The organism is Streptomyces tuirus, from assembly GCF_014701095.1.
Lineage (GTDB): Bacteria > Actinomycetota > Actinomycetes > Streptomycetales > Streptomycetaceae > Streptomyces > Streptomyces tuirus.
Window position 1 is genome coordinate 3813981 of record NZ_AP023439.1, and the last position, 24743, is coordinate 3838723.

Here is a 24743-nt window from a genome sequence, read left to right on the forward strand (position 1 = left end):
GCGCCGGAGTCGGGACGGCGGCCCCGGCTCCGGCTCTCACATCTCAGGAGCGGACATCGAGGACGTACTTGCCCGTGGAGGCCCGGTTCTCCAGCAGTTCGTGCGCGTGGGCCACGTCCTTCAGCGGCAGCACCTTCACGTCCACGCGGACGTGGCCCTTGGCGACTTCCGACAGCGCCCGCTCCAGGTGGGCGCGGAGCAGCGCCGGTGCCCGGCCGGCGACGCCGCCGAGGTTGTAGCCGGCGAGTGAACTGTTCGTGTACCAGGGGTGGTTGCCCTCGAAGGTGACGTCCTCGGCCGCCGCGTTGCCGAAGACGACGTGCCGGCCGAAGGCCGCCAGGAGGCCGGTCACCGAGGAGCGGAACGCGCCGCCGACGGAGTCCAGGACCAGGTCCGCGCCCGCCCCGTCGGTCCGCTCGGCCACCTCCTGCTCGATCTCCTCGTACGACACCACGCTGTCGTAGCCGTAGCCGCGCGCGTACTCGGCCTTGGCCGGGGAGCTCGTCACGCCGATCACCCGGGCCGCGCCCAGCGACCGGGCGAGCTGCGCTGCGGCCGTGCCCACTCCGCCGGCGGCGGCGAGGACGACCACGGTCTCGCCCGGGGCGAGGTGCCCGGCCGAGGTGAGCACGCCCAGCGCGGTGGTGACGTTGCACAGGGCGCCCGCCGCCAGGGTTCCGTCCAGGCCGGCGAGTTCGCCGTCCAGCCGTACGGCGTGCTCCGCGCCGGCGGCGACGACCTCGGCGTTGCCGCCGCCGCCCAGGGTCAGGGCGGCCACCCGGTCGCCGGTCTCGAACCCGGTGACACCGTCACCCACGGCGCGGACCGTGCCGACCGCCTCCAGGCCCGGGAAGTGCGGCAGGTCGACCGGGAACTGGCCGCGCCGGAACATCACTTCGGCGAAGTTCACGCCCGCGTACTCGACGTCGATCGTGATCTGCCCGGGCTGCGGTGCGGGCACGGCGACCTCTGCGACGGCCAGGACGGACGGGTCGCCGAACGACTGGAAGAGGACGGTGCGCATACGGCTCCCTGAGGTCGTGGAGGTCTCGTTCGCCGGGGTCTCGGAGGTGTCGGTCATCGGATTCCCGTCTCGCTGAGGGTGGTGGTGGGGCCGTGCCCGGTGAGCAGGCGTGTGTCGTCCGGGCAGGTGGTCGCGACCATGCGCAGGGAGCTGTGCAGGGCGGCGGGGCTGGCGCCCGGCGCGTCCGCGCGTCCCGGGCCGCCGGCGAGCAGGGCGTCGCCGGTGGCCAGCAGCGGAACATCGCCGGTGCCGAAGCGGAACATGACGGAGCCGCCGGTGTGGCCGGGGGTGTGCAGCACGGTGACCCGGCACGCCGCGAAGGTCAGTTCGCCGCCCTGTTCGGGGAGTTCGCTCACCTCGTCGGGCTCGCGGTCGGGGTGGCCGATGAGCAGGTCGCGGGGGAAGGAGTCCGGCAGTCCCTTGGCCGGGGCGCCGAACTGGTAGCGGTCGGCCGGATGGATCCAGGCCGGGATGCCGTAGTGCCGGGCGAGCGGCACCGCGTCCCAGGTGTGGTCCATGTGGCCGTGCGTGATCAGGATGGCCTCGGGCTCCAGACGGTGGGCACGGACGGCCTCGAGGACCGCGTCGGCGGAGTCGTGCCCCGGGTCGACGATGAGGCAGGGATTTCCCGGTCCGGCGGCGACGAGATGGACGTTCGTGCCGAACTTGCCGGTGGCGGCGGACAGTACGAGCATGACCGCGACTCTGACGGAGTACTCGGTCATATGTCAATTGACGTCTGTGTGGCAGAACTCTGGCTCAAGTCTCGCCTATAGTGCGAGGGCCATCGTCTTGGAGTGCGTGCAGTCGCCTTACCAGCAGGGGGTTTTGTTCGTGAAGGCCATCGCCGTTCAGCGCTACGGAGGTCCGGAGGTCCTGGAGCTGATGGACCTCCCCGAGCCGCGTCTGGGGCCCGACGTCGTGCTCGTCCGCGTGAAGTACGCGGGCGTGAACCCGGCGGACTGGAAGATCCGGGAGGGCTACATCGACGACTGGTTCGAGTCGCACTTCCCCCTGGTGATGGGCTGCGACATGGCCGGAGTGGTCGAACGCGCCGGTCTCGGTGTCACCGAGTTCTCCGCGGGCGACGAGGTCGTCGGGTACGTCCGCGCCGACCACATGCAGCGCGGCACCTACGGGGAGCTGGTCGCCGCGCCCGTACGCACCCTGGCGCACAGGCCGCGGACTCTCGACTGGCGCGAATCGGCCGGACTGCCGGCCGCCGGCCTCACCGCCTACCAGGCGCTGCGCCGCCATCTGGAGATCGCCGCCGGCGAGGTGCTGCTCGTGCACGCGGCGGCCGGCGGGGTCGGTTCGCTCGCGGTCCAGATCGGCCGCGCCCTCGGCGCGCGCGTCATCGGCACGGCGAGCGAGCGCAACCACGACTTCCTGCGCTCGCTCGGGGCCGAACCGGTGGTCTACGGGCCCGGGCTCGCCGACCGGGTGCGCGCCCTGGCCCCCGAGGGCGTCGACGCCGTGTTCGACCTCATCGGCGGCGACACACTCTCCGGCTCGCCGGCGCTGCTGCGGCCGGGCGGGCGGCTCGCCTCCATCTCCGGTGACGTGACGCGGCTGGGCGGACGCTATGTGTTCGTACGCCCCGACCCGGCCGACCTCGCCGAGCTGGTGGCGATGGCCGACCGCGGGGCGGTGCGGGTCCACGTCAGCGCCGAATTCCCGCTGTCCGACGCCGTACGCGCACACGAGCTCGTGCAGAGCGGGCATGTGCGCGGAAAGGTGGTCCTGGCAGTCGACCCGTCCTGATCCGGCGCGGCGGGAGGACCGGACAGCCCTGCTGTCCGGGGGAAAAGGTGCGGGAAGCGGGGCCGTCCCCTGAGGGAGACGGCCCTTTTGCATGTCCGGGGCACGCCGTGCAACAGGCCTCCAGCGATCCTTGAGCGGCTCTCCACTCAGCCGCCCCGGACCGTCGGCCGGGCCCCTCGCCGTTCGCAGCCGAACCCACAGAGGCGGCTGTGAGGCTGGATTCAGCGCCCTCAAGGGCCGCCGAAGCAGACCCACGGACGAACGGAACGGGCATGACCCTTGCTGAGCAGGAGCGGCCGGAAGCCGCTCCGGCCGCGGCCGAACTCGCCTACCAGCGTTCGATGGACCGCGTCCTGGTGCACCGCCGGGCCGTGATGGAGGTCTTCGTCACGGACGCGGTGCGGCTCGGCGACGAGACGTTCGCCGTCGCCCTCCAGGCACCTCGCGCGCACAGCTACTACAACGACCACACGCAGCGGCCCGCGCTGCTCGATCCGCTGTTCCTCCTGGAGGCGGCCCGCCAGGCGGTCACCGTCGTCGCACACCAGTGGCTGGACGTCTCGTACGACACGTCCTTCCTGATCAGCGACTGGACGACCGAGTTCACGGATCTCGCGGCCCTGCGGGCCCGGGGCGACGCACCGGACGAGCTGGTGATCGAGGTGAGCGCGCGGGACCTCAGACGACGGGGCAGCAGACTGCTGGCCGCCACGCTGGAGTGCGTGTTCGTCGTCGCCGGCCGCAGGGCCGGGACCAGCGCCATCGTGGCCGGATACCTCAGCCGGGACGGCTACACCGCCCACCGGGAGAAGAGCCGGGGAAGCATTCCCCCCTCCTCGTCCGACCTGCCGCACACCCGGCTCGGCGCGACCGTCCAACCCGCTCTTGTCGGGCGGGAGCGGGCCGAGAACGTCGTGCTCACCGATGTGGAACGCCCGGGCGGCGCGCTCACCCTGACGGCCACGCTCGACGTCCCCGTGTGGCATCCGGCCATGTACGACCACCCCCTGGACCATGTGCCCGCGATGGCGCTCATGGAGGCCGCACGGCAGGCCGCCGTGCTCGCCGCCGGAGATCCCGCCGAACGGCACCACGCCCGCGCCTTCGGCGCCACGTTCCGCCGGTTCGTGGAGCTGGACAGCCCGGTCACGGTGACCGTCACACCCTCGGGCGAGGCCCGATGCACCGTCGACTTCCTCCAGGACGGGGAGTCGGTCTGCACGGCTGAGATCGCCGTCGCCCCGGTGCCCGCTGGCCCGGACACGGACGGCGGTGACGGCCGTGCGACTTGACTCACCGCTCGCTCTGACGGCGACAGCGTGGTACCCGGAGCAGCGCCAGACGGTCGAAGAGGCCCTGGCCGCGGGTGACATCGACGCCCGGACCGCCCGCGAACTCGGCTACACATCCCTGCCGGTCAGCGAAGACACCGCACCGCCCGACATGGCCGTAGAGGCCGCGACCGGGGCCCTGGCGCTGTCCGGAGCCCGGCCCGACGACCTCTCCCTGCTGCTGCACGCGAGCGTCCACCACCAGGGGCACGACGCCTGGTCCGCCCCGCACTACATCGCCCGGCGTCTCGGAGCCCACAACGCCGTGCCGATCGGACTGCTCCAGCAGTGCAACGGCGGCGCCATCGGCATCGAACTGGCCGCGAGCAGGCTCCAGGGCGACCCGGAGGCCGGGCCCGCACTGGTCACGACCGCCGACCGCTTCCTGATGCCGAGCTGGCACCGCTGGCTCAGCGACTACGGCATGGCCGCCGGCGACGCGGCCACGGCGGTCCTCGTCCACCGCGTCACCGAACCACCCGGCCCGGCAGGCCACGGCGGCGGGCCGGACCTGCTGCTGCACTCCCTGGCCACCCGGGTCGCGGCCGAACTCGAGGTGATGCACCGCGGGGACGACGAACTCAACGCCACGCCCATGGGTCACAGCCCGATGATCGACGTGCGGCGCACCAAGCGCGCGTTCATCAAGACGTACGGCGTCGAGTTCTTCCTCAAGACCGCGGCCGACCGCATCCGGGCCGTGGTCGAGGAGGCCCTGGCCGGAGCCGGACTGGCCGGCGACGACCCGCGGCTGCGCCACGCCGTGATTCCCCGGCTGGGCGGCAAGGCGATGGCGGAGGCGTACATCCCGCCCCTGACCGACGTCACCTCGGCGGAGGTGCTCGACCTCGGCCGCGCCACCGGGCACGTGGGGGCCGGCGACCTCAACGCCTCCCTCGCCGACCTGGCCCGCACGGACCTGCTGGAGCCCGGGGACCACGCCCTCGTGCTCAACGGCGGCGGTGGATTCACCTTCACCGCGGTCGTCGTCAGCAGGCACTGACGTACCACCCCACCGCCCGACTCGTTCGATCCGCTGATCCCTTCATCCACTCAAGGAGATACCGCCATGTCCGCAACCCAGGACCGTCTCTTCGCCCTCGTCTCCGACAAGCTCGGTGTGCTCGCCGAGGAGCTGAACACCGAGGCCACCTTCGACAGCCTCGACCTGGACTCGCTCGCGCTGATCGAGCTCAGCGTCATCGTGCAGAAGGAGTTCGGTGTGCAGATCGATGAGACGGCGCTGACCTCGGAGAACACCTTCGGTGACGTGCTCGCCACCATCGACGCCAAGGCTCCGGTGGCTTGATGAGCGGCATACCCACGCAGCGCCGAGGGCGCACGGAACGCTTCGACGTGGCCGTCACCGGGGTCGGCCTGGTCACCCCGGCCGGGCTGGGCGTCGAGGCCAACTTCGAGCGGGTCTGGTCGGGCGAGTCCACGGCCGCGACCGACCCGGACCTCGCCGGCCTGCCCGTCGACTTCGCCTGCCGCGTCCCCGGCTTCGACGCCGGAGCGCTGCTAGGACGGCGCAGCGCCGTCCGCATGGACCCCGTCAGCCACTTCGGTGTGGTGGCGGCCCGGCAGGCCGTCGAGGACGCCGGGCTCGACCCGGCGGCCTGGGACGGTGCCCGGGTCGGTGTGGTCGTCGGCACGTCGCTGGGCGGCTGGTCCACGGTCGAGCGGGAGCACGGCAAACACCTGGAGGACGGACCGGAGTTCGTCTCCCCGCTGCTGATGGTGATGGGTCCGGTCAACATGACCGCCGGCTACATCGCCATGGACCTCAAGGCGCTGGGCCCCAACCAGGTGGTCTCCACGGCCTGCGCCTCCGGCAACACGGCGATCGGATACGCCCGCGCCCTGCTGGAGGCCGGCGTCTGCGACGTCGTCCTGGCGGGCGGCGCCGAGGCGGCCATGTCGCGGACCGCGATGGCGAGTCTGGCCCGGGCCGGCGCGCTGTCCACGCGCGATGACGACCCGGCGTCCGCCTCCCGCCCGTTCGACGCCGACCGCAACGGTTTCGTCGCGGGCGAGGGCGCGGCCATGCTCGTGCTGGAGCGCGTCGAGGACGCACGGGCCCGTGGCGCCCGGGTCCGGGCCCGCGTCTCGGGGTTCGGCGCCTCCGCCGACGGCCACCATGCCTCGGCGCCCGACCCGACCGGCGGTGGGGCGGAGCGGGCCATCCGGGCCGCCCTCGCCGACGCCCTGGTCGACCCGGCCGAGGTGGACCACGTCAACGCGCACGGCACGTCCACGCCGCTCAACGACATCACCGAGGGCGGTGTGATCCGCCGGGTCTTCGGTGAGAAGCCGGCCGTCACCTCTACCAAGGGCGTCGTCGGGCATCTGCTGGGAGCGGCCGGAGCGGCCGAGGCGGTGTACACGGTGCTGGCCGTGGAGCGCCGGCTCGTCCCGCCGACCGCCAACCTGACCAGCCTGGACCCGGGCATCGGGGTGGATGTCGTGGCGAAGGAGGCCCGGCCGCTGGAGATCGGCGCGGCGGTGAACGACTCCTTCGGCTTCGGCGGCCAGAACGCGGTGATCGTGGTGACGCCGGCATGACACGGACTGCGGGGACAGCGGCGCCCGGCGACGGCACCGGCCGTTCCGTGCTCGTCACCGGGGGCAACCGCGGCATCGGCCTGGCCGTCGCGCGGGCGCTCGCCGCGCGCGGCGACCGGGTCGCGGTCACCTACCGCACCGGTGAGCCCCCGGCCGGGCTGCTCGGGGTGCGGTGCGACGTGACCGACGAGGCGCAGGTGGAGCGCGCCTTCAAGGAGGTAGCGGCCGAGCAGGGCGATGTCGAGGTGCTCGTCGCGAACGCCGGGATCACCCGCGACGGGCTGCTGCTCGCCCTCGAGGACGACGCGGTCGACGCCGTGCTCGACACCAATCTGAGGTCGGTAATCCGCCTGGCCCGGCACGCCTCCCGGGCCATGCTGGGCAGGCGCTGGGGCCGGATGGTGCTGGTCTCCTCGGCCGTCGCGTTCACCGGCTCGCCCGGCCAGACCAACTACACCGCCGCCAAGGCCGGCCTGCTCGGGCTGGCCCGCTCCCTCGCCTGGGAGCTCGGCAGCCGCGGCATCACCGTCAACGTCGTCGCCCCCGGCCTCGTCGAGACGGACATGCTGCGCGAAGTGCGCCCGGCCCGCCTCGCCCAGTACCTGGCGATGACGCCGCTCGGCCGGGCCGGGAGCGCCGAGGAGGTGGCCGCCGCCGTGCGGTTCCTCACCGGCGACGAGGCCTCGTACATCACCGGCGCCGTGCTGCCGGTCAGCGGTGGGCTCGGCATGGGTCACTGACGCCCCGTGCCGCACCTGCCCACCACCACCCAGAAAGCACAGGAAAGGGAAGCCATGCCAGTCGGTGTCCTGTCGATGGGCTCCTACACACCGGACAAGGTCGTCGACAACCAGCAGATCAGTGCCTGGACGGGGATGCCCGAGTCCTGGGTGACCGAGCGGACCGGGGTGCTCCAGCGGCGCTACGCCGAGCCGGGCACCACCACCTCCGACCTCGCCGTCCCCGCCGCACGCGAGGCGCTCCAGGGCGTCTCCGACGCGGCGCGCGAACGGCTCGGCGCGCTGGTCGTGGCGACCAGCACCCCCGACGTCCCGCAGCCGTCCACGGCCGCGATCCTCCAGCACAAGCTGGGTCTGTCCACCCTGCCCGCCTTCGACATCAACGCCGTCTGCAGCGGTTTCCTCTACGGCCTCGCGGTCGCCGAGGGCCTGCTGAAGGCGGGGCGGCACGGCGAGCAGGTGCTGCTCGTGGGGGCCGACATGTTTTCCACGATCATGGACAGGTCCGACCGGCGCACGGTGAGCCTGTTCGGCGACGGCGCGGGCGCCGTCCTGCTCGGCGAGGTGCCCGAGGGCTACGGCCTGCGGTCGGTTCAGCTGGTCACGGACGGGGAGTTCCACCACTACGTCGGCGTGGAGGCCGGCGGCACCCGCACGCCGCTCGACGCCGAGGCCCGCGAGGCCGGGGGGCACTACTTCCGCATGGACGGACGCGCGGTGCGCGACTACGCGCTGTCGGTGCTGGCGAAACTGACCGCCCTGACGCTCGACGAGTGCGGGCTGGCCCTGGAGGACGTGGACCGGTTCGTCTTCCACCAGGCGAACACCAGGCTTCTGGAGACGTTCGTGGCGGATGCCGGGATCGACCCGGCCCGGGTCGCCTACACCGCTCCGCACCTGGGCAACACCGTCGCCGCGTCCGTGCCGCTCACCCTGCACGCCACGCACCGCGAGCGGCCGCTGCGGCGCGGCGAGCGGGTGCTGCTGGCGTCCGTGGGCGGCGGCATGACCGCCGGTGCGGCGCTGCTGACCTGGTACTGACGCGCCGCCCTTCCCGCACGGCACACCGACCACACGCACACGACACGCAGTATCGGAGGAGCCATGAGGCTCGACGGACAGACGGCCGTCATCACCGGGGGCACCCGCGGCCTGGGGCGCGCGATCGCCGAGGCCTACCTCGCCGAGGGCGCCTCGGTGGTGGTCGCCGCACGCAACCCGTACGACATCAAGGAGCTGGCCGACGAGTACGGCGACCGGCTGCTCTACCACCACACCGACGTGACCGACGAGGCGTCGGTGGACGGGCTGATGACCACCGCCGCCGAGACGTACGGCGGCGTCGACGTCCTGGTCAACAACGCGGGAGTCAGCCGTGACGGCCGGATCTCCCGGCTGTCGGTGGCCGACTGGAACACCACGCTGGCCACCAACCTGACCGGCGTCTTCCTCTGCACGCGCGCGGTGATCGCCCCGATGACCGCCCGGCGGGAGGCGACCGGCGTCGGCGGCCGCATCATCAACGTGTCGTCCTGCGTGGCCGGCCGGGCCGCGATCGGGGCGTCCGCCTACAGCGCGAGCAAGGCCGCGGTGGAGATGTTCACCCGCAGCTCGGCGGCCGAGCTGGCGCCGAAGGGCATCACCGTCAACTGCCTGTCGCCCGGCTACATCGACGAGGGCATGGGCAAGGAGCTCGCCGCCAACGAGCGCGCTTGGGAGAGCTACCGCGGCCGGCTGCTGTCCGGGCGGCTGGGCCGCCCCCAGGAGGTCGGCGCCACCGCCGTGTTCCTGGCGTCGCGGGACAGCTCGTACGTCAACGGCAGTGTCGTCGAGGTCAACGGAGGCCTGATGTGGGCGGCCTGACCGGGCGTGGGCCCGCGGCGCCCGTGCTGGTCGTCGGAGCCGGGCCGGTGGGTCTGGTCGTCGCCTGCGAGCTGCTCCAGCGGGACATCCCCGTACGGCTCGTGGACGCCGGGCGCGGGCACTCCGCGCACTCCCGGGCGAACGTCGTCTGGCCGCGCAACCTCGAACTGCTCGACCGGATCGGGGTCACCGGCGACCTGCTGGACATCGGCCACCGGCTGGCGGGCACGGCGTTCTACTCGCGCGGCCGCCGCCTGGCGACGGCCTGGATGAGCCGACTGCCCGACTCGCCCTACCCGTTCGCGCTCACCCTGCCGCAGCACGACACCGAGCGGGTCCTGCGCCGCCGGTTCGCCGGTCTGGGCGGCACCCTGGAGGAGGGCGTCCGGCTCACGGCCCTCGCCAGCACCCCCGGCGGGCCGGCCGTCAAGCTCGAGCACGAGGGCGGTCGCGTCGAGGAGCTGGAGCCCGGCTGGCTGGTCGGAGCGGACGGTGCGCACAGCACCGTGCGCAAGGAACTGGGCATCGCCTACGACGGCCCGCCCGTCGACGTGTCGTTCGCCATCACCGACGCCCGGCTGACGACCACCCTCTCCGAGGACCTGTCGCACTACTGCTACGCGCCGAGCGGCGCCATGGTGCTCGGCCCGATGGGCGACGGCGTGCACCGCATCGCCCTGAGCGTGCCGCACGACGCGTACGACGAGGGCGATCCTCCGCCGCTGGAGATGTTCCAGCAGGTCGTCGACGACCGGGCGGCCGGCCGCAGCCGTGTGGAGGAACTGCTGTGGAGCGGTTCCTTCCGGGTGCGGGTCAGGATCGCCTCCGCCTTCCGCAGCGGGCGCTGCTTCCTGGTGGGCGACGCCGCCCATGTGATCAGCCCGGCCGGCGGTCAGGGCATGAACACGGGGATGCAGGACGCGTTCAACCTGGCGTGGAAGCTGTCCGGAGTCATCCGCGGGGAGTTCGGGGAGGCGATCCTGGACTCCTACGACACCGAGCGCCGGGCCGTCTCGCACTCCGTGGCGCGCTCGACCGAGCTGCTGACCAAGGCCGGGCTGGTCAGCACACCGGCGAAGGTCGCTCTGCGGGACGCGGCGTTCATGGCGGCCGACCGGTCGGGCCTGTTCCAGCGCAAGATCGCCCCGCAGCTCGGGCAGACGGACGTCAGCTACGACGGTGATCGCCATCCCCGCCTGCCGGTGATGGTCTCGGGCGGGGCGGAGCCGGGCGCCGCCTCCTCGCGGCACGGCGGCGGGTGGCCCGCCATCGACCGGGACCGGCACACCGTGCTCCTGTGGCCCGGCCGGCGGACGCCGCCACCGGACTGGCGGCGCACCCGCGACCGGCTGCGGCGGGCGCTGCCCGAGGGCACCCCCGTGCTCGACCTGACCCGTGCGGTCCCCAAGGGGCTGGCCGCCGCCCTGGGCCCGGGGCCGGCCGTGGCGGTGGTCCGTCCGGACGGCCATCTGCTGGCCCGGCTCGACCCCCGGCGACCCCGGGACACCACCCACCTGCTCACCCGAGCGGCCCACCTCAGGAGCCGGCCATGACCACCGCACTTCCCCCGCTGACCACCGGCCACTCCCGTCCCGTGGTGGCGTTCTTCGACGCTGACGAGACCCTCATCGCGATGAAGACCCCGTTCTCGCTGCTGCGCCACCGGCTGCGGCGGCAGGGCGACATCACGGGCGCCGAGTACGAACGGCTGGTGGAGCCGCTGCGGCGCCTGGCGTCGATGGGCGTCACCCCGGTCGAGGTGGTGTCCAAGTTCTACGAACTGCACACTGGCGTCCCCTGGGACGACGTCGTCGCGGAGGCCCGCGCGTGGTACGCCGAACTGCGCGAGGGCGGAGCCCCGTTCATCGAGCCGGCCGTCGCGCGGCTGCGGCGCCACCAGCAGGCGGGCCACCACACGGTGGTCGTCTCCGGCTCGTGGCCCGCCACCCTGCATCCGATCACCGACGACCTCGGGGTCGACCTGGTCCTGTGCACCGAGCCGGAACTGGACGACAACCGGTGCATGACCGGGGGGATCCGGCACGCGATGTTCGGTCCGGCGAAGGCGGAGGCGGTCCGGGAGGCGCTGGAGAAGTTCGGCGCGGATCCCGCGGACTGTTACGCGTACGGGGACGACCCCGGGGATCTGACCATGCTGCGCATGGTGGGCCGTCCGACCGTGGTCGGAGCGAACCCGAGGATGGCGGCGCACGCGGCGGAACACGGCTGGCCGGTCATCCCGGCGACCCTCGTGGCGGGCACAAGGCGCCAGCCGGTGTGAGCGCGACGAAACCGCCCCGCGCCCCTCGGGGGGTGCGGGGCGGCGTCGTGTGGCGGGTCGCCGCGTCGCCCGTCCCGGGGCACTCGGTGCGGCCGGGCCGGGCAGGCGGTGCGCCGGTGGCCGGCTCAGCGGGCGCCGACTGCCTCCGGCAGGGCCGCCAGCTCCGCCAGCGCCTCGGGCGGCAGGGCCAGGGAGCCGGCCGCCACGTTGTCCTCCAGGTAGCGGCGGGTCTTGGTGCCGGGGATGACGCCCACGTGGTCGCCCTGGGCCAGGACCCACGCGATCGCCACCTGCGCCACGGTCGCCCCCAGTCCGTCGGCCAGGGCCCGCACCCGGTCGACGATGGCCTGGTTGGCCTGGATGGCCTCGGGCTGGAAGCGCGGGATCCGGTGCCTGCCGTCCACCTGCGGCAGGTCCTTCGGGCTGCTGATGAGCCCGGACAGGAAACCCCGGCCGAGCGGTGCGAAGGCGATGAACGCGATCCCTTCGCGCCCGCAGTGCTCCACCACGCCGTCGGTCAGGGCGTTCCGGCTCCACAGGGACAGTTCGCTCTGCACCGACGCGACGGGGTGGACGGCCTGCGCCCGGCCGATCTCCTCCACGGACGCCTCGGACAGGCCGAGCGCGCCCAGCTTGCCCTCCTTCACCAGCTCCGCGAGCGCTCCCCAGCTCTCCTCGACCGGCACCTCGGGGTCGATGCGGTGCAGCTGGTAGAGGTCCACGTGATCCACGCCGAGCCGCCGCAGGCTCGCGTCGACGGCTGCCCGCAGGTACTCGGGCCGGCCGTCCCGGTGGCTGCGGTAGGTGGCGGGGTCGTCCACGACGAGCCCGCCCTTGGTGGCGAGCAGGACGCGATCGCGGTAGCCCTTAAGCGCCTTTCCGACCAGGACCTCATTGGTGAACGGGCCGTACTGGTCGGCTGTGTCGATCAGATCGGCGCCGATGTCGACGGCATGCCGTATGACCCCGATCGACTCGCTCTCGTCCCGGCCCAGCTCGTCGTAGCCCCACGACATTCCCATGCAGCCGAGGCCGACGGCCGCGAAGCTCCGCTCTGAGCCGCCCAGTTGGATCCTGCGCATCGCCGTGCGCACCGCCTTTCCCAGTCGTGTCGGTCCGTCGATTGACAGGCCTTCATCTTTACACAGAACTCTGCCATACGACATTGACAGCGGCTATGTTCAGCCCCCTAACCTATGCCAGGGTTCTTACACATGGCTGACTGCGAACAGTCAGCTGACTACGAACAGACAGAGGTGATCCTCCGTGTCCACCGGCAACCCGCGGGCCACGCTCGCCGCGGCGTGCGTCGTCGGCCCGCTCATGACCCTGGTGGTGACCGGCCCGTCCGTGGCCGTCCCCGACATCGGCGCCGATCTGCACAGCTCACTCGCCGCCGCCCAGTGGGTGGTCGACGGCTACATGCTGACCGCGTCCAGCAGCCTCGCGGCCATGGGCTCGCTCGCCGACCGCGTCGGCCACCGCAGGATGTTCACCTGGGGCATGGCCTTCTTCGCCTTCTGGATGACCGTCTCGGGCCTGGCGAACAGCATCCTGCTGCTCGACGTCTCGCGCGCGATCGCCGGCTTCGGCAGCGGCGCGGCGCTCGCCTCCATCACCGCGATCCTGGCGCAGTCCTTCGACGGCGCCGCCCGCGCGAAGGCGTTCGGCCTCTTCGGCACGTTCCTCGGAGCCGGCCTGGCCTTCGGGCCGATGTTCGGCGGTGTGCTGGTCAACCTGTGGGGCTGGCGTTCGGTCTTCCTCGTCCTGGCCGCGGTCTCCGCGCTGGTCCTGCTGAGCACTCCGCTGCTGCCCCGCCCGGAGCCCAACCGCGGGCCCCGCTTCGACTGGACCGGCACCTTCACCTTCGGCCTCGGCATCGCCCTGTTCGTCCTCGCCCTCGTCGAGGGGCCGGGCCGGGGCTGGACCGACCCGGTCGTGCTCGGCTCGGCCGCCGGCTGCCTGATCCTGATGGCCGTCTTCGTGACGGTGGAACGCCGTACCGAGCACCCGATGTTCGACCTGGGCCTGTTCGCCCGGCCGCAGTTCCTGGCCGTCTGCCTGGTGCCGCTGGTGCTGGCGTTCAGCTTTGTGGCCCTCGTCATCGTGCTGCCGCCGTACCTGACCTCCACCAGCGGTCTGTCCGCCTTCCGGATCGGTCTGGTCCTGCTTCTCCTGACCGGGCCGTCCCTGGTGATGCCCGCCGTCACCGGTGTGCTCGCGCAGAAGATCTCGCAGCGCGCCCTGTTCGTCGTGCTGCTGTGCTTCTCCGCCGTCGGCGCCGCATGGCTGACCATGGTCGACCCCGGCGCCTCCACGGCAGCGCTGGCCGGCCCCCTGCTCTTCCTGGGCGTCGGGTACGGCATCTCCCTGGGCATCCTGGACGGCGCTGCGGTCTCGGCCGTCGAGCCGGAGCGGATGGGCATGGCCGCCGGCATGTTCAACACGGTGCGGCTCGCCTCCGACGCCGTCTCGATGGCCGGGCTGGGCACGCTCGTCACGGCCCTCACCAAGAGCGCCCTCGACAGCGGTGCCGTGTCCGCGTACCCGGGTGGCGCCGAGGCGCTGACCTCGCGCGCGCTCCAGGGCGGCCTGCCCGAGGCCGCCGCGTCGCTCCCGGCCGGCGAGGTCCGGGACCGGGCCGTGACCGCGATGGCCGACGCCTACGCCAGTGGGCTGCACACCACCATGTGGATCGTCGCGGCGGCCTGTGCGGTCAGCGCGGTCGTCGTCGGCAGCCTGCTCAAGGGCGGGAAGCCGTCCGGTGACGCGCCCGCCGAAGCCCCCGGCGACGCGGCCCCGGCGGCGCCCGAACCCGCCTCCGCGCACTGAGGGGCGGACATGACACAGACCGCCCTGGGGCCCATCGAGGTCCTACCGCCCTTCGTCGACCAGCAGTTGGTGGAGCGCCTCGGCATCGAGATCACCGTCTGCGGGCCCGACCTCGTGGTCGGCACCATGCCGGTGGAGGGCAACCGCCAGCCCATCGGCCTGCTGCACGGCGGGGCCAACGCGGTCCTCGCCGAGACGCTCGGGTCGCTCGCCGCCTGGGTCCACACGGGTGCCGACCGGATCATCGTCGGCCAGGAACTGTCCTGCACCCATCACGCCGCGGCCCGCTCCGGGCTGGTCACCGGTCACTGCCGGCCGCTGCATCTGGGTACGCACACCGCCACGTACGAGATCGTCATCAGCGACGAGCGGGACCGGCGCACCTGCACCGCCCGCCTGACCTGCGCGATCCCGGCCGTCCGGCGCCGGAAACAGCGGTGACCGCAACCGCCCGGGGCAAGGACCGGCGGCCGCCCAGGCGGAGGCAATACTCGGCCAATGCTTCGTCCTCTGTCGTATGCAAGACTATTGAGATGGCGAACACGACGACGGAGACGGTCGCCGCCGGCCGGCTCGGGCACACGATCAAGAGGGCGGAACAGGCCCTCATCGCACGCAAGACGGAAGTGTTGCGGGAGTTCGGCCTGACGGTGCCCCAGTACTCGGTCCTGCTGCTGCTGTCGGTCTCCGACGGCATGTCCGCGGCCCAGCTGGCACGTGAGTGCATGGTGACGCCGCAGACGATGGCCACGGTACTGACCAACCTGGAAAAGGCCGGCCTGGTGTTCCGCGAACCCTCGGAACTCCATCAGAAGGTCGTGGTCAACCGGGCCACCCGGGCGGGCCGCGCCATCGCCAAGAAGGCCGACAAGGCGGCGCTGCGCGTCGAGGGCTCGCTGAGTGCCGAATTCACGCCCGAGGAGTTGGCCCACTTCGAGGAATATCTGGAGCGGGCGATCGCGCTGCTGGGCTCACGGGACTGATCCGCCGGCGGTATACGCCGTAAGTTGAGCATTGCACGGCCGGGAAACCGCGGTGATTGCGCCATTGGTGCGGCACCGCGGTTTCCCGTTTTTGCAGATGTGAGCCACGTAACAAGCTCGGTTACAGCACGTAAACATTTGTTCGGAGCGCATCTCAATTTGCGATTTTCAAGCCAAATCCCTGATATGGTTGGTGCGTCACTCGAGGTGGATGTACCAATAAGGGGGAATGGTGCAGATTCATGTCCTCGGCCCGATGACGGTTCTCGACGACGAGTCGCAACCGATCGTTTTGGCACCCAAGCCAAGGCGACTTCTCGCTTTACTCGCCGTCAACGCGGATCGGGCGGTATCGGTCAACGCACTTGTGCAGGAGTTGTGGGGAAGCAGCCCGCCACGCACCGCTACGGCAACGATCCAGACGTATATCGGTCAGGTCCGGCGAACCATTGCGGAAGCACTCAAGGAAAGCACCGCCGAAGTCGCTGAAGAAATTCTTGTCACTGAGGGCAGCAGTTACGTACTGTCCACTTCCAGGGTCGCGCTCGATATCTCGGAATACGAGACGCTGGCGGAAGCCGGCAGTGCGGCCGTTCAACGCGGTGAATTCGTGCAGGGGTCCGGACTGCTTCACCAGGCGGTCGCCCTGTGGCGGGGCCCGGCACTCGTCAACGTCGAGGCGGGTGAACTGCTCGGCGCCCGGATCGTCCACCTTGACGAATCGCTGCTGTGCACCCAGGAGCACCGGATCTACGCCGATCTCCAGCGCGGCGCACACCACACGCTGGTGCCGGAGCTCAAGGAACTGACCGCCCGGCACCCGCTGCACGAGAACTTCCACCGGCATCTCATGCTCGCGCTGTACCGCTGCGGCCGACGGGCGGAATCGCTCGCCGTCATGCGGCGGCTGCGAGCCCGCCTGGTGGAGGAACTCGGTCTGGAGCCCTCGCCGTTCCTGGTGCAGATGGAGCAGGACATCCTGCGGGGCGAGCCGTCCCTGGACCGCTCGCGGCCCAGGGCTGCCGACCCCCAGTGCTCCGGGCGGCAGCAGGACCGGATGTCGGTGCGGAGCGTGGTGCAGCGCGTGTCCCGGTCCACCATGCAGCCCACCGGCTGAGTCGGCCGACGCCGTCGGGGTCCGCGGGGCAGACCGCCCCGCGGACCCTCGCCCGTTGCGGGCTCAGGTGCCGCTCACCAGCAGGCACGACCAGGTGAAGCCCGCCCCCGCGCTCACCACGAGTGCGTACTCGCCGGGGCCCAGCATCCGCCGGGTGTGCAGCTCCGCCAGGTTCGCCGCGGTGTCGCCGGCCCCGAGGTGCCCGGTATCGGCTCCCGGGCGCAGCAGTTCCGCCCCGGTGAGCTTGGTCAGCAGCGGCGCGTAGGCCAGGTCGACGGTCCTGCGGCCGAGGCGCGGGGTCACCACATAGCGCAGCGGGGCATCGCCCGTGGCCGCCAGGCCCGCGTCCGCGAGACACGACTCCACCGCCGACCGGAGGGCCGCCGCGCTCGCCTCGGTGAAGGCCTCCATGCCCTCGCTCCGCAGAAACGCCTTCTTGGTGCGGCGGATGTCGACGCGAGGGCCGAGCGAGCGGGCGGCCGGGCTGAAGGGATCGTCCCCGCGGTGCATCCGCTCCAGCCGCGGCGCGGCCACCGTGGACACGGCGTGCAGCACCAGGTCGGCCGGCCTGCCGCCCTCGGTCCCCGGCAGGCGGTGCAGGACCAGGGCCGTGGCCCCGTCGCCGTACGCGATGCCGTAGTCGCCCCTCCAGCGGTCGAAGCCCGGATCGAGGAAGGCGTCGGCGGTGGTGACCAGGGCACTGCCGAGGCCGGGTTCGACGAACAGCCGTGCCGCGGCCAGCTCCACGGCCGCGGCACCGCCGTTGCACACCTGCTGGACGCCGACGGGAACGGCGCCCGCGGCGCCCAGCCGGTCGGCGATGAAGTGCGCCGGCGACCACAGGTCGTGGCCCTGGTAGTGGATCCAGGCGTGCAGGACGAGGCCGACGGCACCGGCGTCGACACCGGCCGCCGTGAGGGCCCGGCGGCCCGCCTCGACCGCCATCTCGGGCGGCGCCTGGTCGGCCACCGGCAGCCCGTCACAGCCCAGTTCGTCGGCGGTCTCCGGGTCGAGCAGCTCCAGGCCGACGGCCTCCCGCACACTCTGCCGCCCATCGGGCAGCAGGAGCGTGGGGCCCGAAATGCCCAGCGGGTGGGGCAGACGCATCACTCGCCCCCGCGGCCCGCGCCCTTGCCGGCCGGGTCGCAGCCCGGGTCCGGGGCGGCCACGGTCGGTGCGGTGGCGTTCTTGGGGATGATGTCGACGACGTACAGCTCCACCGGCTCGGTGCCGTTGTTGACGCCCATGTGCACGGTGTCCGGGCCCACGGGCTCCACGAGCGACTCCCCGGGGCCGTACTCGCGCACCGAGCAGTCCGAGCCCTCGATCCGGGTGAAGGTCCCGGAGTTGATGACGGCGATCTCCTCGCCCAGGTGGTAGTGCCAGCCCGTGGAGGCGCCCGGCTGCACCACCGCCTTGCGGTAGAGCACCTTCCGGTCGCCGTTCGCCTTGATCTTGAAGGGCGCCGAGGTGACGCCCTGGCTCAGGACGACGGCGCTCACCGGAGGCACCTCGGCCCGGGCGGGCTGGACGGCGAATCCGGCGCCCACGAGCACCGCGGCGACGGCACCGGCACGTGCGACCTTGCTCTTGCTGACCACGGTTCGTACTCCTCCGCTCACAGGTACCTGACCGCAGCCATGTGTATCAGAGCATTGTCATTGGATCGAGTGCTGTCTTGGGTTCCCGAACAGGCCTTTTGTGACTCTCCAGTGGTTCTCGTGTGCCTCCGGCTCAGCCGGCCTCCACCAGCGAGATCCTGCCCTTGCGGGCGTCCCGGCCCAGCAGTTCCATGACCCGCTCGCGGGTGTCCGTACCGGCCTGCGCCGTGTGCAGCATCAGCCGGACGCCCGGGCGGTCGGGGATCTCCAGCACCGAGTGCTCGAAGATCAGGCACCCCGCCCGAGGATGGTCGATCGCCTTCACGCCCTGGTTGGCCGCCGTGATCTCGTAGCGCGACCACAGCGCGGCGAAGTCCTCGCTCTCCTCGGCCAGCAGGCCCGAGATCCGCGTGAACTCCGGGTCGTCCGGGTAACGGGCGGCGTCCCGGCGGAACTCGGACACCAGCCCGGGAGCGATCTCGTCCCAGTAGCGGTGCCGCGCCCGGAACGCCGGGTTGGTGAAGAAGGCCACCAGGCAGTTGGTGTCGCCCTCGCGGAACCCGAAGACCAGCTCCGCCGCCCGGTTGGTCCCGACGATGTTCCAGCACCGGTCGATGACGTACGCGGGGCTCGGCATCCAGCCCTCCAGCAGGGCCGTCAACTGCGCCGTGCCGGGGGTTTCGTCGGCCGTGCGCTGCGGCGGGTTCATGCCCACGAGCCGGTAGAGGTGGTCCCGCTCGACCGCGTCCAGACGCAGGGTCCTGCTGATGGCGTCCAGGACCTGCTCCGACACCTTGATGTCCCGGCCCTGCTCGAGCCAGGTGTACCAGGAGGCGCCGATGCCGGCGAGCATCGCGACCTCCTCCCGGCGCAGCCCCGGGGTGCGCCTGCGGGCCCCCGGCGGAATGCCCACGTCCTCGGGCCTGACCCGCTCCCGGCGGGTGCGCAGGAACTGCTTGAGCTCCTCGCGTCGACGGGACTCCCGTACTGCGTTGAGGCTGGTGGTCATAAACCCAGGATAAGTTCGGGCTCCCCGCGGCGGGTTGGACCTTGCCAGCCTCGTCCCATGACTTCCGATCCCGGCAACTCCGCGGCCAAGGTGCGTTTCACCACGCGCCAGTGGCTCATCATCGCCCTGTTGTGCGGCGCCCAGTTCATGCTCGCGCTGGACTTCTCCATCCTCAGCGTCGCGCTGCCCGTCCTCGGCAAGGACCTCGGCTTCGCGCTGAGCGACCTCCCATGGGTCGTCACCGCGTTCGCCCTGCCCTCCGGCGGCCTGCTGCTGCTCTTCGGCCGGGCGGCCGACCTCTACGGCCGCCGCAACTGGTTCATCGCCGGCATGGTCCTGTTCACCGTCGCCTCCCTGGCGGGTGGTCTCGCGCCGTCGCCCGGCTTCCTGCTCGCGGCCCGTGCGGCACAGGGTGTCGCGGCCGCCATGCTGACCCCGGCGGCGATGTCCCTGCTGACGACCAGCTTCGCCGAGGGCCCGCAGCGCGACCGTGCGCTCGGCATCAACGGCGCCCTGCTGTCGCTCGGCTTCCTGTCCGGCGTGGTGCTGGGCGGTGTCATCACCGACCTGACCAGTTGGCGCGTCACGCTGTTCATCAGCGTCCCGGTCGGTCTCGTCGCGTCCATCGCCGCCCCGGTCCTGATCAAGGAGAGCCGCAACGAGGAGACACCGAGGCTGGATCTCCTCGGCGCGGTCACCGTCACCGGCGGCCTGCTGGCGGTCATCTACGGCATCACCTCCGCCGAGCGCAGCGGCTGGGGTGACGGCACGACTCTGCTCGCGCTCGCGGCCGGTGTGGTGCTGCTGATCGCCTTCTTCGCCGTCGAGTCCCGGGTCGCCGCACCGCTCGTGGACCTCAACGTGCTGCGCCGCCGCACCGTCAGCTGGGGCAACGCCACCGGCCTGGTCACCTTCGCGATGATGACCGGCATGGTCTTCCTGCTCACTCTGTACATGCAGCAGGTGCGCGGGATGACGCCGCTGAACGCCGGATTCACCTTCGCCTCCCTGGGAGTCGCGGCCGTCCTCGGCGGCGCCTTCGCGGCCCGCATCATCGGCGCCATCGGCGTCCACCGGGCGCTGGTCCACGGCCTGCTGCTGCAGGCGGCCAGCACCGCCGTGCTCTTCTTCCTCGACACCGGCGACGGCAGCATGCCGCTGCTGCTCGTGGCCACCGCGACCGGCGGTTTCGGTCACCTGCTGGCGGTCGTCGGCTACATGATCACCGCCACCTCGGGGCTGCCCGACCACGAGCAGGGCCTGGCCACGGGCCTGGCCTACACGGGCCAGCAGCTCGGTGTCACGGTCGGCACCCCGGTCCTCGCCACGGTCGCCGCGGCCGGTATCGACGCCTCCGGCGGCAGCGGCTCCACCGCGGTCCTGGAGGGTGTGCGCGACGGACTGCTGACCGCCGCCGGCGCGCTGCTCGTCGCGGGTCTGGTCGCCATCGCCTTCCTGCGGCCCCGGCAGACCGCCCCGAGCCCCGCCCCCGTCCTCGACGAGCAGGTCGCGGCCGACGCCCGCTGAGACCGTAAGGACCGACATCCCCATGCGTATGCGCTACTTGGGCCGCACCGGCCTGCGGGTCTCCGAGATCTGCCTCGGCACCATGACGTTCGGCGGCCGCCACGGCTTCCAGCACATGGGCCGGCTCACCACCATCGAGGCCCGGCGGCTCGTCGGGGCGAGCATGGACGCGGGCGTCAACTTCTTCGACACCGCCGACATGTACTCCGCCGGGCAGTCGGAGGAGGTCCTCGGCGGGGCCCTCGGCAACCGCCGCGACGACGCGATCATCGCGACGAAGGTGCGCTGGCAGATGCCGGACGGCAGCAGCGGCCCGAACGACCGCGGACTGTCCCGGCACCACATCGTGCGCTCGGTCGAAGCCAGTCTGCGCCGCCTCGGCACCGACTACATCGACCTCTACCAGACGCACGGCTGGGACGGACGGACCCCGTGGGAGGAGACCCTGCGGGCCCTGGACGACCTCGTGCGGGCCGGCAAGGTCCGCTACACGGGCGCCTCCAACCTGACGTCCTGGCAGCTCACCCGGGCCCTGGCCACCAGCGAGCGGCTCGGTCTGGAACGGTTCGTATCGCACCAGATCCAGTACAGCCTCGCCGCCCGCGAGGTCGAGTGGGAGCTGCTGCCCATGGCCGAGGCCGAGAACGTGGGCGTCATGGTCTGGAGCCCTCTGGCCGGCGGTCTGCTCAGCGGCCACCAGGAGCGCGGCGCGACGCCCCCGCCGGGCACGCGGCGGGCGGTGGGCTGGTTCGAACCGGTCGACCCGGAGCGTACGTTCGACACGATCGACGTCCTGCGCAAGATCGCCGCGGAGCGGCAGGTGAGCCCGGCCCAGGTGGCGGTGCGCTGGGCACTGGAGGGACGCGGTGTCACCTCGGTCGTGATCGGGGCGCGCAACGAACACCAGCTCGCAGACAACCTGGCCGCCACCACCTGGTCGCTCACCCCCGAGGAGCGCGCCGCCCTCGACGAGGTCAGCGCACCGCCTCTGCCCTACCCCTACTGGCACCAGGACTACTGCGACGCCGACCGCGTCAAGGACGTGGAAGGGGAGTGACCGGCTCTCGGCGATGACGGTTCCCGGTGCCGGGCCGGTGAGGAACGGTCAGTCCTCGCCGGCCCTCGCCTCCCCCAGGGTCCGCCCCGGCGTGAAGCGTTCCCGTACGACCGGGTCGTCGAGGAGTCGGGCCGGGTAGCCCGGGCCGGTCCGGGCGGTCATGTCCCGCTGCCGCAGGGGCTCGCCGCAGGCGGAGCAGACGACCCGGGCCTCGGTGTCGTGGTCGCAGGGCGTGTGGCGCAGGACCACCGGGGCGCCCTCCTCGCCGGCCAGCCAGCGGTCGCCCCAGGCGTTGATCGCGGCGAGCACACCGAAGAAGTCGCGGCCCTTGTCGGTGGGCAGGTACTCGTGACGGACGGGGTCGCGCTGGTAGACGTGCCGCCGCAGCAGGCCCTCGGCCTCCAGGCGCCGCAGCCGGTCGGTGAGGGTGTTGCGGGCGATGCCGAGCGTGCCGATGAAGCCGTCGAAGCGGGATTCGCCGTAGAAGACCTCGCGCAGGATCAGCAGGGTCCAGGCGTCGCCCAGGATGTCGGCGGTGCGGGCGATCGAGCAGGGCCAGTTGCCGAACGAGGTCCGTCTCATGGCCCCACTGTAGGCGGCTTGCCGCGGCTGGTCTCATGATGAGATCGACCCGGTCCGGAGGGCTAGTCGCGGATCCCGGCGAGGTCTGCCGGGCGGCGGCGCAGGGCGAGGGCGGCGGGGGCCGTCGCGCAGACCACGGCGAGGAGGGCGCAGGCGAGCGCCGTGGTGCCGAGGGCCTGCCACGGAAGGGCGATCGTGGGCCGGACCGACAGCAGCGCGAGGGCGCCCCACATCCCGGCCAGGTTGACGCCGGTGACCAGGAGGCCGAGGAGCGCGCCGGCCGCTACGGCCGTCAGGGCCTCGGGCCTGGCGGAGGACAGCGTCCTGCTGCGGGACGGGCTGGCCGGGCTGGTCGGGCGCTGCGGGCACGAGGTCGTCGCGGCCGTGGGGGAGGCCGAGGCCCTGGTCGCGGCCGTAGGGGAGCACGACCCGGACGTCGTCGTCACGGACGTGCGCATGCCGCCCGGCTTCCAGGACGAGGGGCTGCACGCGGCCGTGCGGCTGCGCGGGGAGCGGCCCACGCTGCCCGTGCTGGTCCTCAGCCAGTACGTGCAGCGCCGGTACGCCGCCGAGCTGCTGGACTCCGGCGACGGCACGAGCGTCGGCTATCTGCTCAAGGACCGCGTCGGCCAGGTCGAGGAGTTCGTCGAGGCGCTCGGCAAGGTCGCGGACGGCGGCACGGTCGTCGACCCCGAGGTCGTACGGCAGTTGCTGCGCCGCCGCCGCGATCCGCTGGAGCGGCTCACCCCGCGCGAGCGGGAGGTGCTGGCGCTGATCGCCGAGGGCAGGTCCAACAGCGCGATCGCCCGCGAACTGGTCGTCTCCGAGGCGGCCGTGGGCAAACACGTCTCCGGCATCCTCACCAAGCTGGACCTGCCGCCGGCGGACGCGACGCACCGCAGGGTGCTGGCCGTGCTCGCCTACCTGCGGGCCTGAGGAGACGCCCCAAGGCCCTTGGCCTGTCGACGCGTTGCGTGAAAACGGGCGAGTCGGTCTCCTTGCGCCGCCGTCGCAGCCCCGCTCACAGGGCGGAAGTCACCTGCCGTCGGCCGACCGTGTGCGAAGCCATGGCCGAAACAAACCGGTTGCCAAGTTTTTTCGCCCTGGCGATCGCACGATGGTCCCCCAGCCTCTGGACCAAGGAGCGATGAGTCATGGCACAGCAGGCCTGCCCCTTCCTGTCGATCGACCCGACCGGTCAGGACCTCTACGGCGAGATATCCCGGATCCGTGCCCGTGGCCCGGCCGTGGAGGTCGAACTCCCCGGCGGCGTACGGGCGTGGTGGATCACCGGCCTGGAGCTGAACAAGCGGCTCCTGGCCGGTCCCGAGACGAGCAAGGACGCCTACCAGCACTGGCCGGCCTGGATCAACGGGGACATCTCCCGCACCTGGCCGCTCGCCATCTGGGTCTCGGTGCGCAACATGGTCACCGCCTACGGCCCCGACCACAGCCGGCTGCGCAAGCCGATGGCCGCTGCCTTCACCAAGCGCCGCGTCGACGCGCTGCTGCCGCGCGTCCGGGAGATCGTCGACCGGTCGCTGGACGCCCTGGAACGCGTCCCCGAGGGCGAAGTCGTCGATCTGCGGGCGGCGTTCGCGGCGCCCGTCCCGCACGAGGTGGTGTGCGAGCTCTTCGGCGTTCCGCCCGGCGAGGACGGTCCGCGCGCGGCCCTCTACCGCATCATCGGCCGCTTCTTCGACACGGCGATCTCCCTGGAGGACGCCCAGGCCAACGCCGTCGACCTGTACGGCACGCTGACCGCGTTCCTCCGGTACAAGCGCGAGCACCCGGCCGACGACCTGACGACGGCGCTCATCGCCGCGCACGACGAAGGCAGCATCGGTGAACAGGAGTTGATGGACAACCTGATCCTGCTGCTCACCGCCGGTTTCGAGACGACGGTCAATCTCATCGACAACACCATCCACAGCCTGCTCGCCCACCCCGGCCAGCTCGACCTCGTCCGCTCCGGGAAGGCGACCTGGGAGGACGCCCTGGAGGAGTCGCTGCGCTTCGAGGCACCGGGCGCCATGTCGGGTCTGCGCTACGCCGTCGAGGACATCGAGATCGGGCCGGGCCTGACCATCCCGAAGGGCGACCCGCTCGTGGTCTCCTTCGCGGGCGCCGGGCGCGACCCCGACCGGCATGGTCCGGACGCCGAGCGCTTCGACCTCACACGTGTCACCAGTCGCGACCACGTGTCCTTCGGCCACGGCGTGCACCACTGTCTGGGCCGGCCCCTGGCCATGGCCGAGGCCACCGTGGCCCTGACGTCCCTGTTCGCGCGCTTTCCCCGGCTGGCCCTGGCCGATCCGTCGCGTCCGCCGAAGCGGCTGCCGTCCATCATCTCCACCGGCCACGAGGAACTGCCGGTGCTGCTGCACGGCCGGGACCCGGGCAGCGGCCCGCACCCGGAGGCGGCGCATGCCTAGACGGTCAGGCGACTCTCCGGCCCTGGAGGAAG

The 24743-nt window shown here is 72.1% G+C and carries 26 protein-coding genes; 18 read left to right on the forward strand and 8 right to left on the reverse strand.

The annotated features are described in order from the left end of the window. Nucleotides 1-43 precede the first annotated feature (43 nt). Nucleotides 44-1081 (reverse strand): quinone oxidoreductase family protein, encoded by a 1038-nt coding sequence (locus IGS69_RS17520; RefSeq protein WP_198427724.1) that lies wholly within the window; start codon nucleotides 1079-1081, stop codon nucleotides 44-46. Then, nucleotides 1078-1719, reverse strand: coding sequence for an MBL fold metallo-hydrolase (locus IGS69_RS17525; protein WP_190900848.1), 642 nt, complete (start codon nucleotides 1717-1719; stop codon nucleotides 1078-1080). The genes IGS69_RS17520 and IGS69_RS17525 overlap by 4 nt, the downstream gene beginning before the upstream one ends. A gap of 139 nt (nucleotides 1720-1858) precedes the next feature. Between IGS69_RS17525 and IGS69_RS17530 the strand changes: the two genes are divergently transcribed. The 10 genes from IGS69_RS17530 (at nucleotide 1859) to IGS69_RS17575 (ending at nucleotide 11568) form a co-directional block, all read left to right on the forward strand. After that, entirely contained in the window at nucleotides 1859-2788 is a 930-nt protein-coding gene (locus IGS69_RS17530; RefSeq protein WP_190900850.1) for an NADP-dependent oxidoreductase, read from the forward strand. A 272-nt stretch (nucleotides 2789-3060) separates the two neighbouring features. After that, nucleotides 3061-4080, forward strand: coding sequence for a ScbA/BarX family gamma-butyrolactone biosynthesis protein (locus IGS69_RS17535; RefSeq protein WP_190900852.1), 1020 nt, complete (start codon nucleotides 3061-3063; stop codon nucleotides 4078-4080). Further along, nucleotides 4070-5122 (forward strand): ketoacyl-ACP synthase III family protein, encoded by a 1053-nt coding sequence (locus tag IGS69_RS17540; protein ID WP_198427725.1) that lies wholly within the window; start codon nucleotides 4070-4072, stop codon nucleotides 5120-5122. Before IGS69_RS17535 ends, IGS69_RS17540 begins: the two co-directional genes overlap by 11 nt. A gap of 66 nt (nucleotides 5123-5188) precedes the next feature. Further along, nucleotides 5189-5428, forward strand: coding sequence for an acyl carrier protein (locus IGS69_RS17545; RefSeq protein WP_190900854.1), 240 nt, complete (start codon nucleotides 5189-5191; stop codon nucleotides 5426-5428). Continuing rightward, a complete protein-coding gene (locus IGS69_RS17550) occupies nucleotides 5428-6684 on the forward strand; it encodes a beta-ketoacyl-[acyl-carrier-protein] synthase family protein (RefSeq protein WP_190900856.1) in 1257 nt (418 codons plus the stop codon). Before IGS69_RS17545 ends, IGS69_RS17550 begins: the two co-directional genes overlap by 1 nt. Continuing rightward, the gene (gene fabG, locus IGS69_RS17555; protein WP_190900858.1) at nucleotides 6681-7424 is read left to right on the forward strand and encodes a 3-oxoacyl-ACP reductase FabG; all 744 of its coding nucleotides are present in this window, start codon (nucleotides 6681-6683) and stop codon (nucleotides 7422-7424) included. Before IGS69_RS17550 ends, fabG begins: the two co-directional genes overlap by 4 nt. A gap of 54 nt (nucleotides 7425-7478) precedes the next feature. Continuing rightward, entirely contained in the window at nucleotides 7479-8465 is a 987-nt protein-coding gene (locus IGS69_RS17560; RefSeq protein WP_190900859.1) for a 3-oxoacyl-ACP synthase III family protein, read from the forward strand. 63 nt (nucleotides 8466-8528) lie between these two features. Continuing rightward, a complete protein-coding gene (locus IGS69_RS17565) occupies nucleotides 8529-9287 on the forward strand; it encodes an SDR family NAD(P)-dependent oxidoreductase (RefSeq protein ID WP_190900861.1) in 759 nt (252 codons plus the stop codon). After that, the gene (locus tag IGS69_RS17570; RefSeq protein ID WP_190900863.1) at nucleotides 9275-10840 is read left to right on the forward strand and encodes an FAD-dependent monooxygenase; all 1566 of its coding nucleotides are present in this window, start codon (nucleotides 9275-9277) and stop codon (nucleotides 10838-10840) included. Before IGS69_RS17565 ends, IGS69_RS17570 begins: the two co-directional genes overlap by 13 nt. Continuing rightward, entirely contained in the window at nucleotides 10837-11568 is a 732-nt protein-coding gene (locus tag IGS69_RS17575) for an HAD family hydrolase (protein ID WP_190900865.1), read from the forward strand. Before IGS69_RS17570 ends, IGS69_RS17575 begins: the two co-directional genes overlap by 4 nt. A 125-nt stretch (nucleotides 11569-11693) precedes the next feature. Here IGS69_RS17575 and IGS69_RS17580 read toward each other — a convergent pair whose 3' ends face one another. Beyond that, on the reverse strand, nucleotides 11694-12650 hold the full coding sequence (locus tag IGS69_RS17580; protein WP_190900867.1) for an aldo/keto reductase: 957 nt from the start codon (nucleotides 12648-12650) through the stop codon (nucleotides 11694-11696). A 184-nt stretch (nucleotides 12651-12834) separates the two neighbouring features. Between IGS69_RS17580 and IGS69_RS17585 the strand changes: the two genes are divergently transcribed. The 4 genes from IGS69_RS17585 (at nucleotide 12835) to IGS69_RS17600 (ending at nucleotide 16500) form a co-directional block, all read left to right on the forward strand. Continuing rightward, a complete protein-coding gene (locus IGS69_RS17585; RefSeq protein WP_190900869.1) occupies nucleotides 12835-14400 on the forward strand; it encodes an MFS transporter in 1566 nt (521 codons plus the stop codon). 9 nt (nucleotides 14401-14409) lie between these two features. Beyond that, nucleotides 14410-14841, forward strand: coding sequence for a hotdog fold thioesterase (locus IGS69_RS17590; protein ID WP_190900871.1), 432 nt, complete (start codon nucleotides 14410-14412; stop codon nucleotides 14839-14841). 92 nt (nucleotides 14842-14933) lie between these two features. Continuing rightward, entirely contained in the window at nucleotides 14934-15383 is a 450-nt protein-coding gene (locus IGS69_RS17595) for a MarR family winged helix-turn-helix transcriptional regulator (protein ID WP_190900873.1), read from the forward strand. Nucleotides 15384-15612: 229 nt separating this feature from the next. Further along, nucleotides 15613-16500, forward strand: coding sequence for an AfsR/SARP family transcriptional regulator (locus tag IGS69_RS17600; RefSeq protein ID WP_190900875.1), 888 nt, complete (start codon nucleotides 15613-15615; stop codon nucleotides 16498-16500). 63 nt (nucleotides 16501-16563) lie between these two features. On the opposite strand, the gene IGS69_RS17605 is transcribed toward IGS69_RS17600, so the two are convergent. From IGS69_RS17605 to IGS69_RS17615, 3 genes are all read right to left on the reverse strand, one after another. Further along, nucleotides 16564-17607, reverse strand: a complete 1044-nt coding sequence (locus tag IGS69_RS17605; protein WP_190900877.1) for a 3-oxoacyl-[acyl-carrier-protein] synthase III C-terminal domain-containing protein — start codon at nucleotides 17605-17607, stop codon at nucleotides 16564-16566. Then, nucleotides 17607-18101 carry a cupin domain-containing protein gene (locus IGS69_RS17610; protein WP_190900880.1) on the reverse strand — a complete coding sequence of 165 codons (495 nt, stop codon included), beginning with the start codon at nucleotides 18099-18101 and terminating at the stop codon, nucleotides 17607-17609. Before IGS69_RS17610 ends, IGS69_RS17605 begins: the two co-directional genes overlap by 1 nt. A gap of 133 nt (nucleotides 18102-18234) precedes the next feature. Next, complete coding sequence (locus IGS69_RS17615; RefSeq protein ID WP_190900881.1) at nucleotides 18235-19110, reverse strand: helix-turn-helix transcriptional regulator; 876 nt, start codon at nucleotides 19108-19110, stop codon at nucleotides 18235-18237. A 57-nt stretch (nucleotides 19111-19167) separates the two neighbouring features. Here IGS69_RS17615 and IGS69_RS17620 point away from each other — a divergent pair, with 57 nt between their 5' ends. Both IGS69_RS17620 and IGS69_RS17625 read left to right on the forward strand, forming a co-directional pair. Further along, nucleotides 19168-20637 carry an MFS transporter gene (locus IGS69_RS17620; protein WP_190900883.1) on the forward strand — a complete coding sequence of 490 codons (1470 nt, stop codon included), beginning with the start codon at nucleotides 19168-19170 and terminating at the stop codon, nucleotides 20635-20637. A gap of 22 nt (nucleotides 20638-20659) precedes the next feature. Next, nucleotides 20660-21694, forward strand: coding sequence for an aldo/keto reductase (locus tag IGS69_RS17625; protein ID WP_190900885.1), 1035 nt, complete (start codon nucleotides 20660-20662; stop codon nucleotides 21692-21694). Between the two features lie 48 nt (nucleotides 21695-21742). On the opposite strand, the gene IGS69_RS17630 is transcribed toward IGS69_RS17625, so the two are convergent. Both IGS69_RS17630 and IGS69_RS17635 read right to left on the reverse strand, forming a co-directional pair. After that, complete coding sequence (locus tag IGS69_RS17630; RefSeq protein ID WP_190900887.1) at nucleotides 21743-22276, reverse strand: winged helix-turn-helix transcriptional regulator; 534 nt, start codon at nucleotides 22274-22276, stop codon at nucleotides 21743-21745. A 62-nt stretch (nucleotides 22277-22338) separates the two neighbouring features. Further along, entirely contained in the window at nucleotides 22339-22509 is a 171-nt protein-coding gene (locus IGS69_RS17635; protein WP_232543553.1) for a hypothetical protein, read from the reverse strand. 73 nt (nucleotides 22510-22582) lie between these two features. On the opposite strand from IGS69_RS17635, the gene IGS69_RS17640 reads away from it, so the two are divergent. Further along, nucleotides 22583-23212 (forward strand): response regulator transcription factor, encoded by a 630-nt coding sequence (locus IGS69_RS17640; protein WP_190904535.1) that lies wholly within the window; start codon nucleotides 22583-22585, stop codon nucleotides 23210-23212. A gap of 218 nt (nucleotides 23213-23430) precedes the next feature. Continuing rightward, the gene (locus IGS69_RS17645) at nucleotides 23431-24711 is read left to right on the forward strand and encodes a cytochrome P450 family protein (RefSeq protein ID WP_190900889.1); all 1281 of its coding nucleotides are present in this window, start codon (nucleotides 23431-23433) and stop codon (nucleotides 24709-24711) included. Nucleotides 24712-24743: the final 32 nt, after the last annotated feature.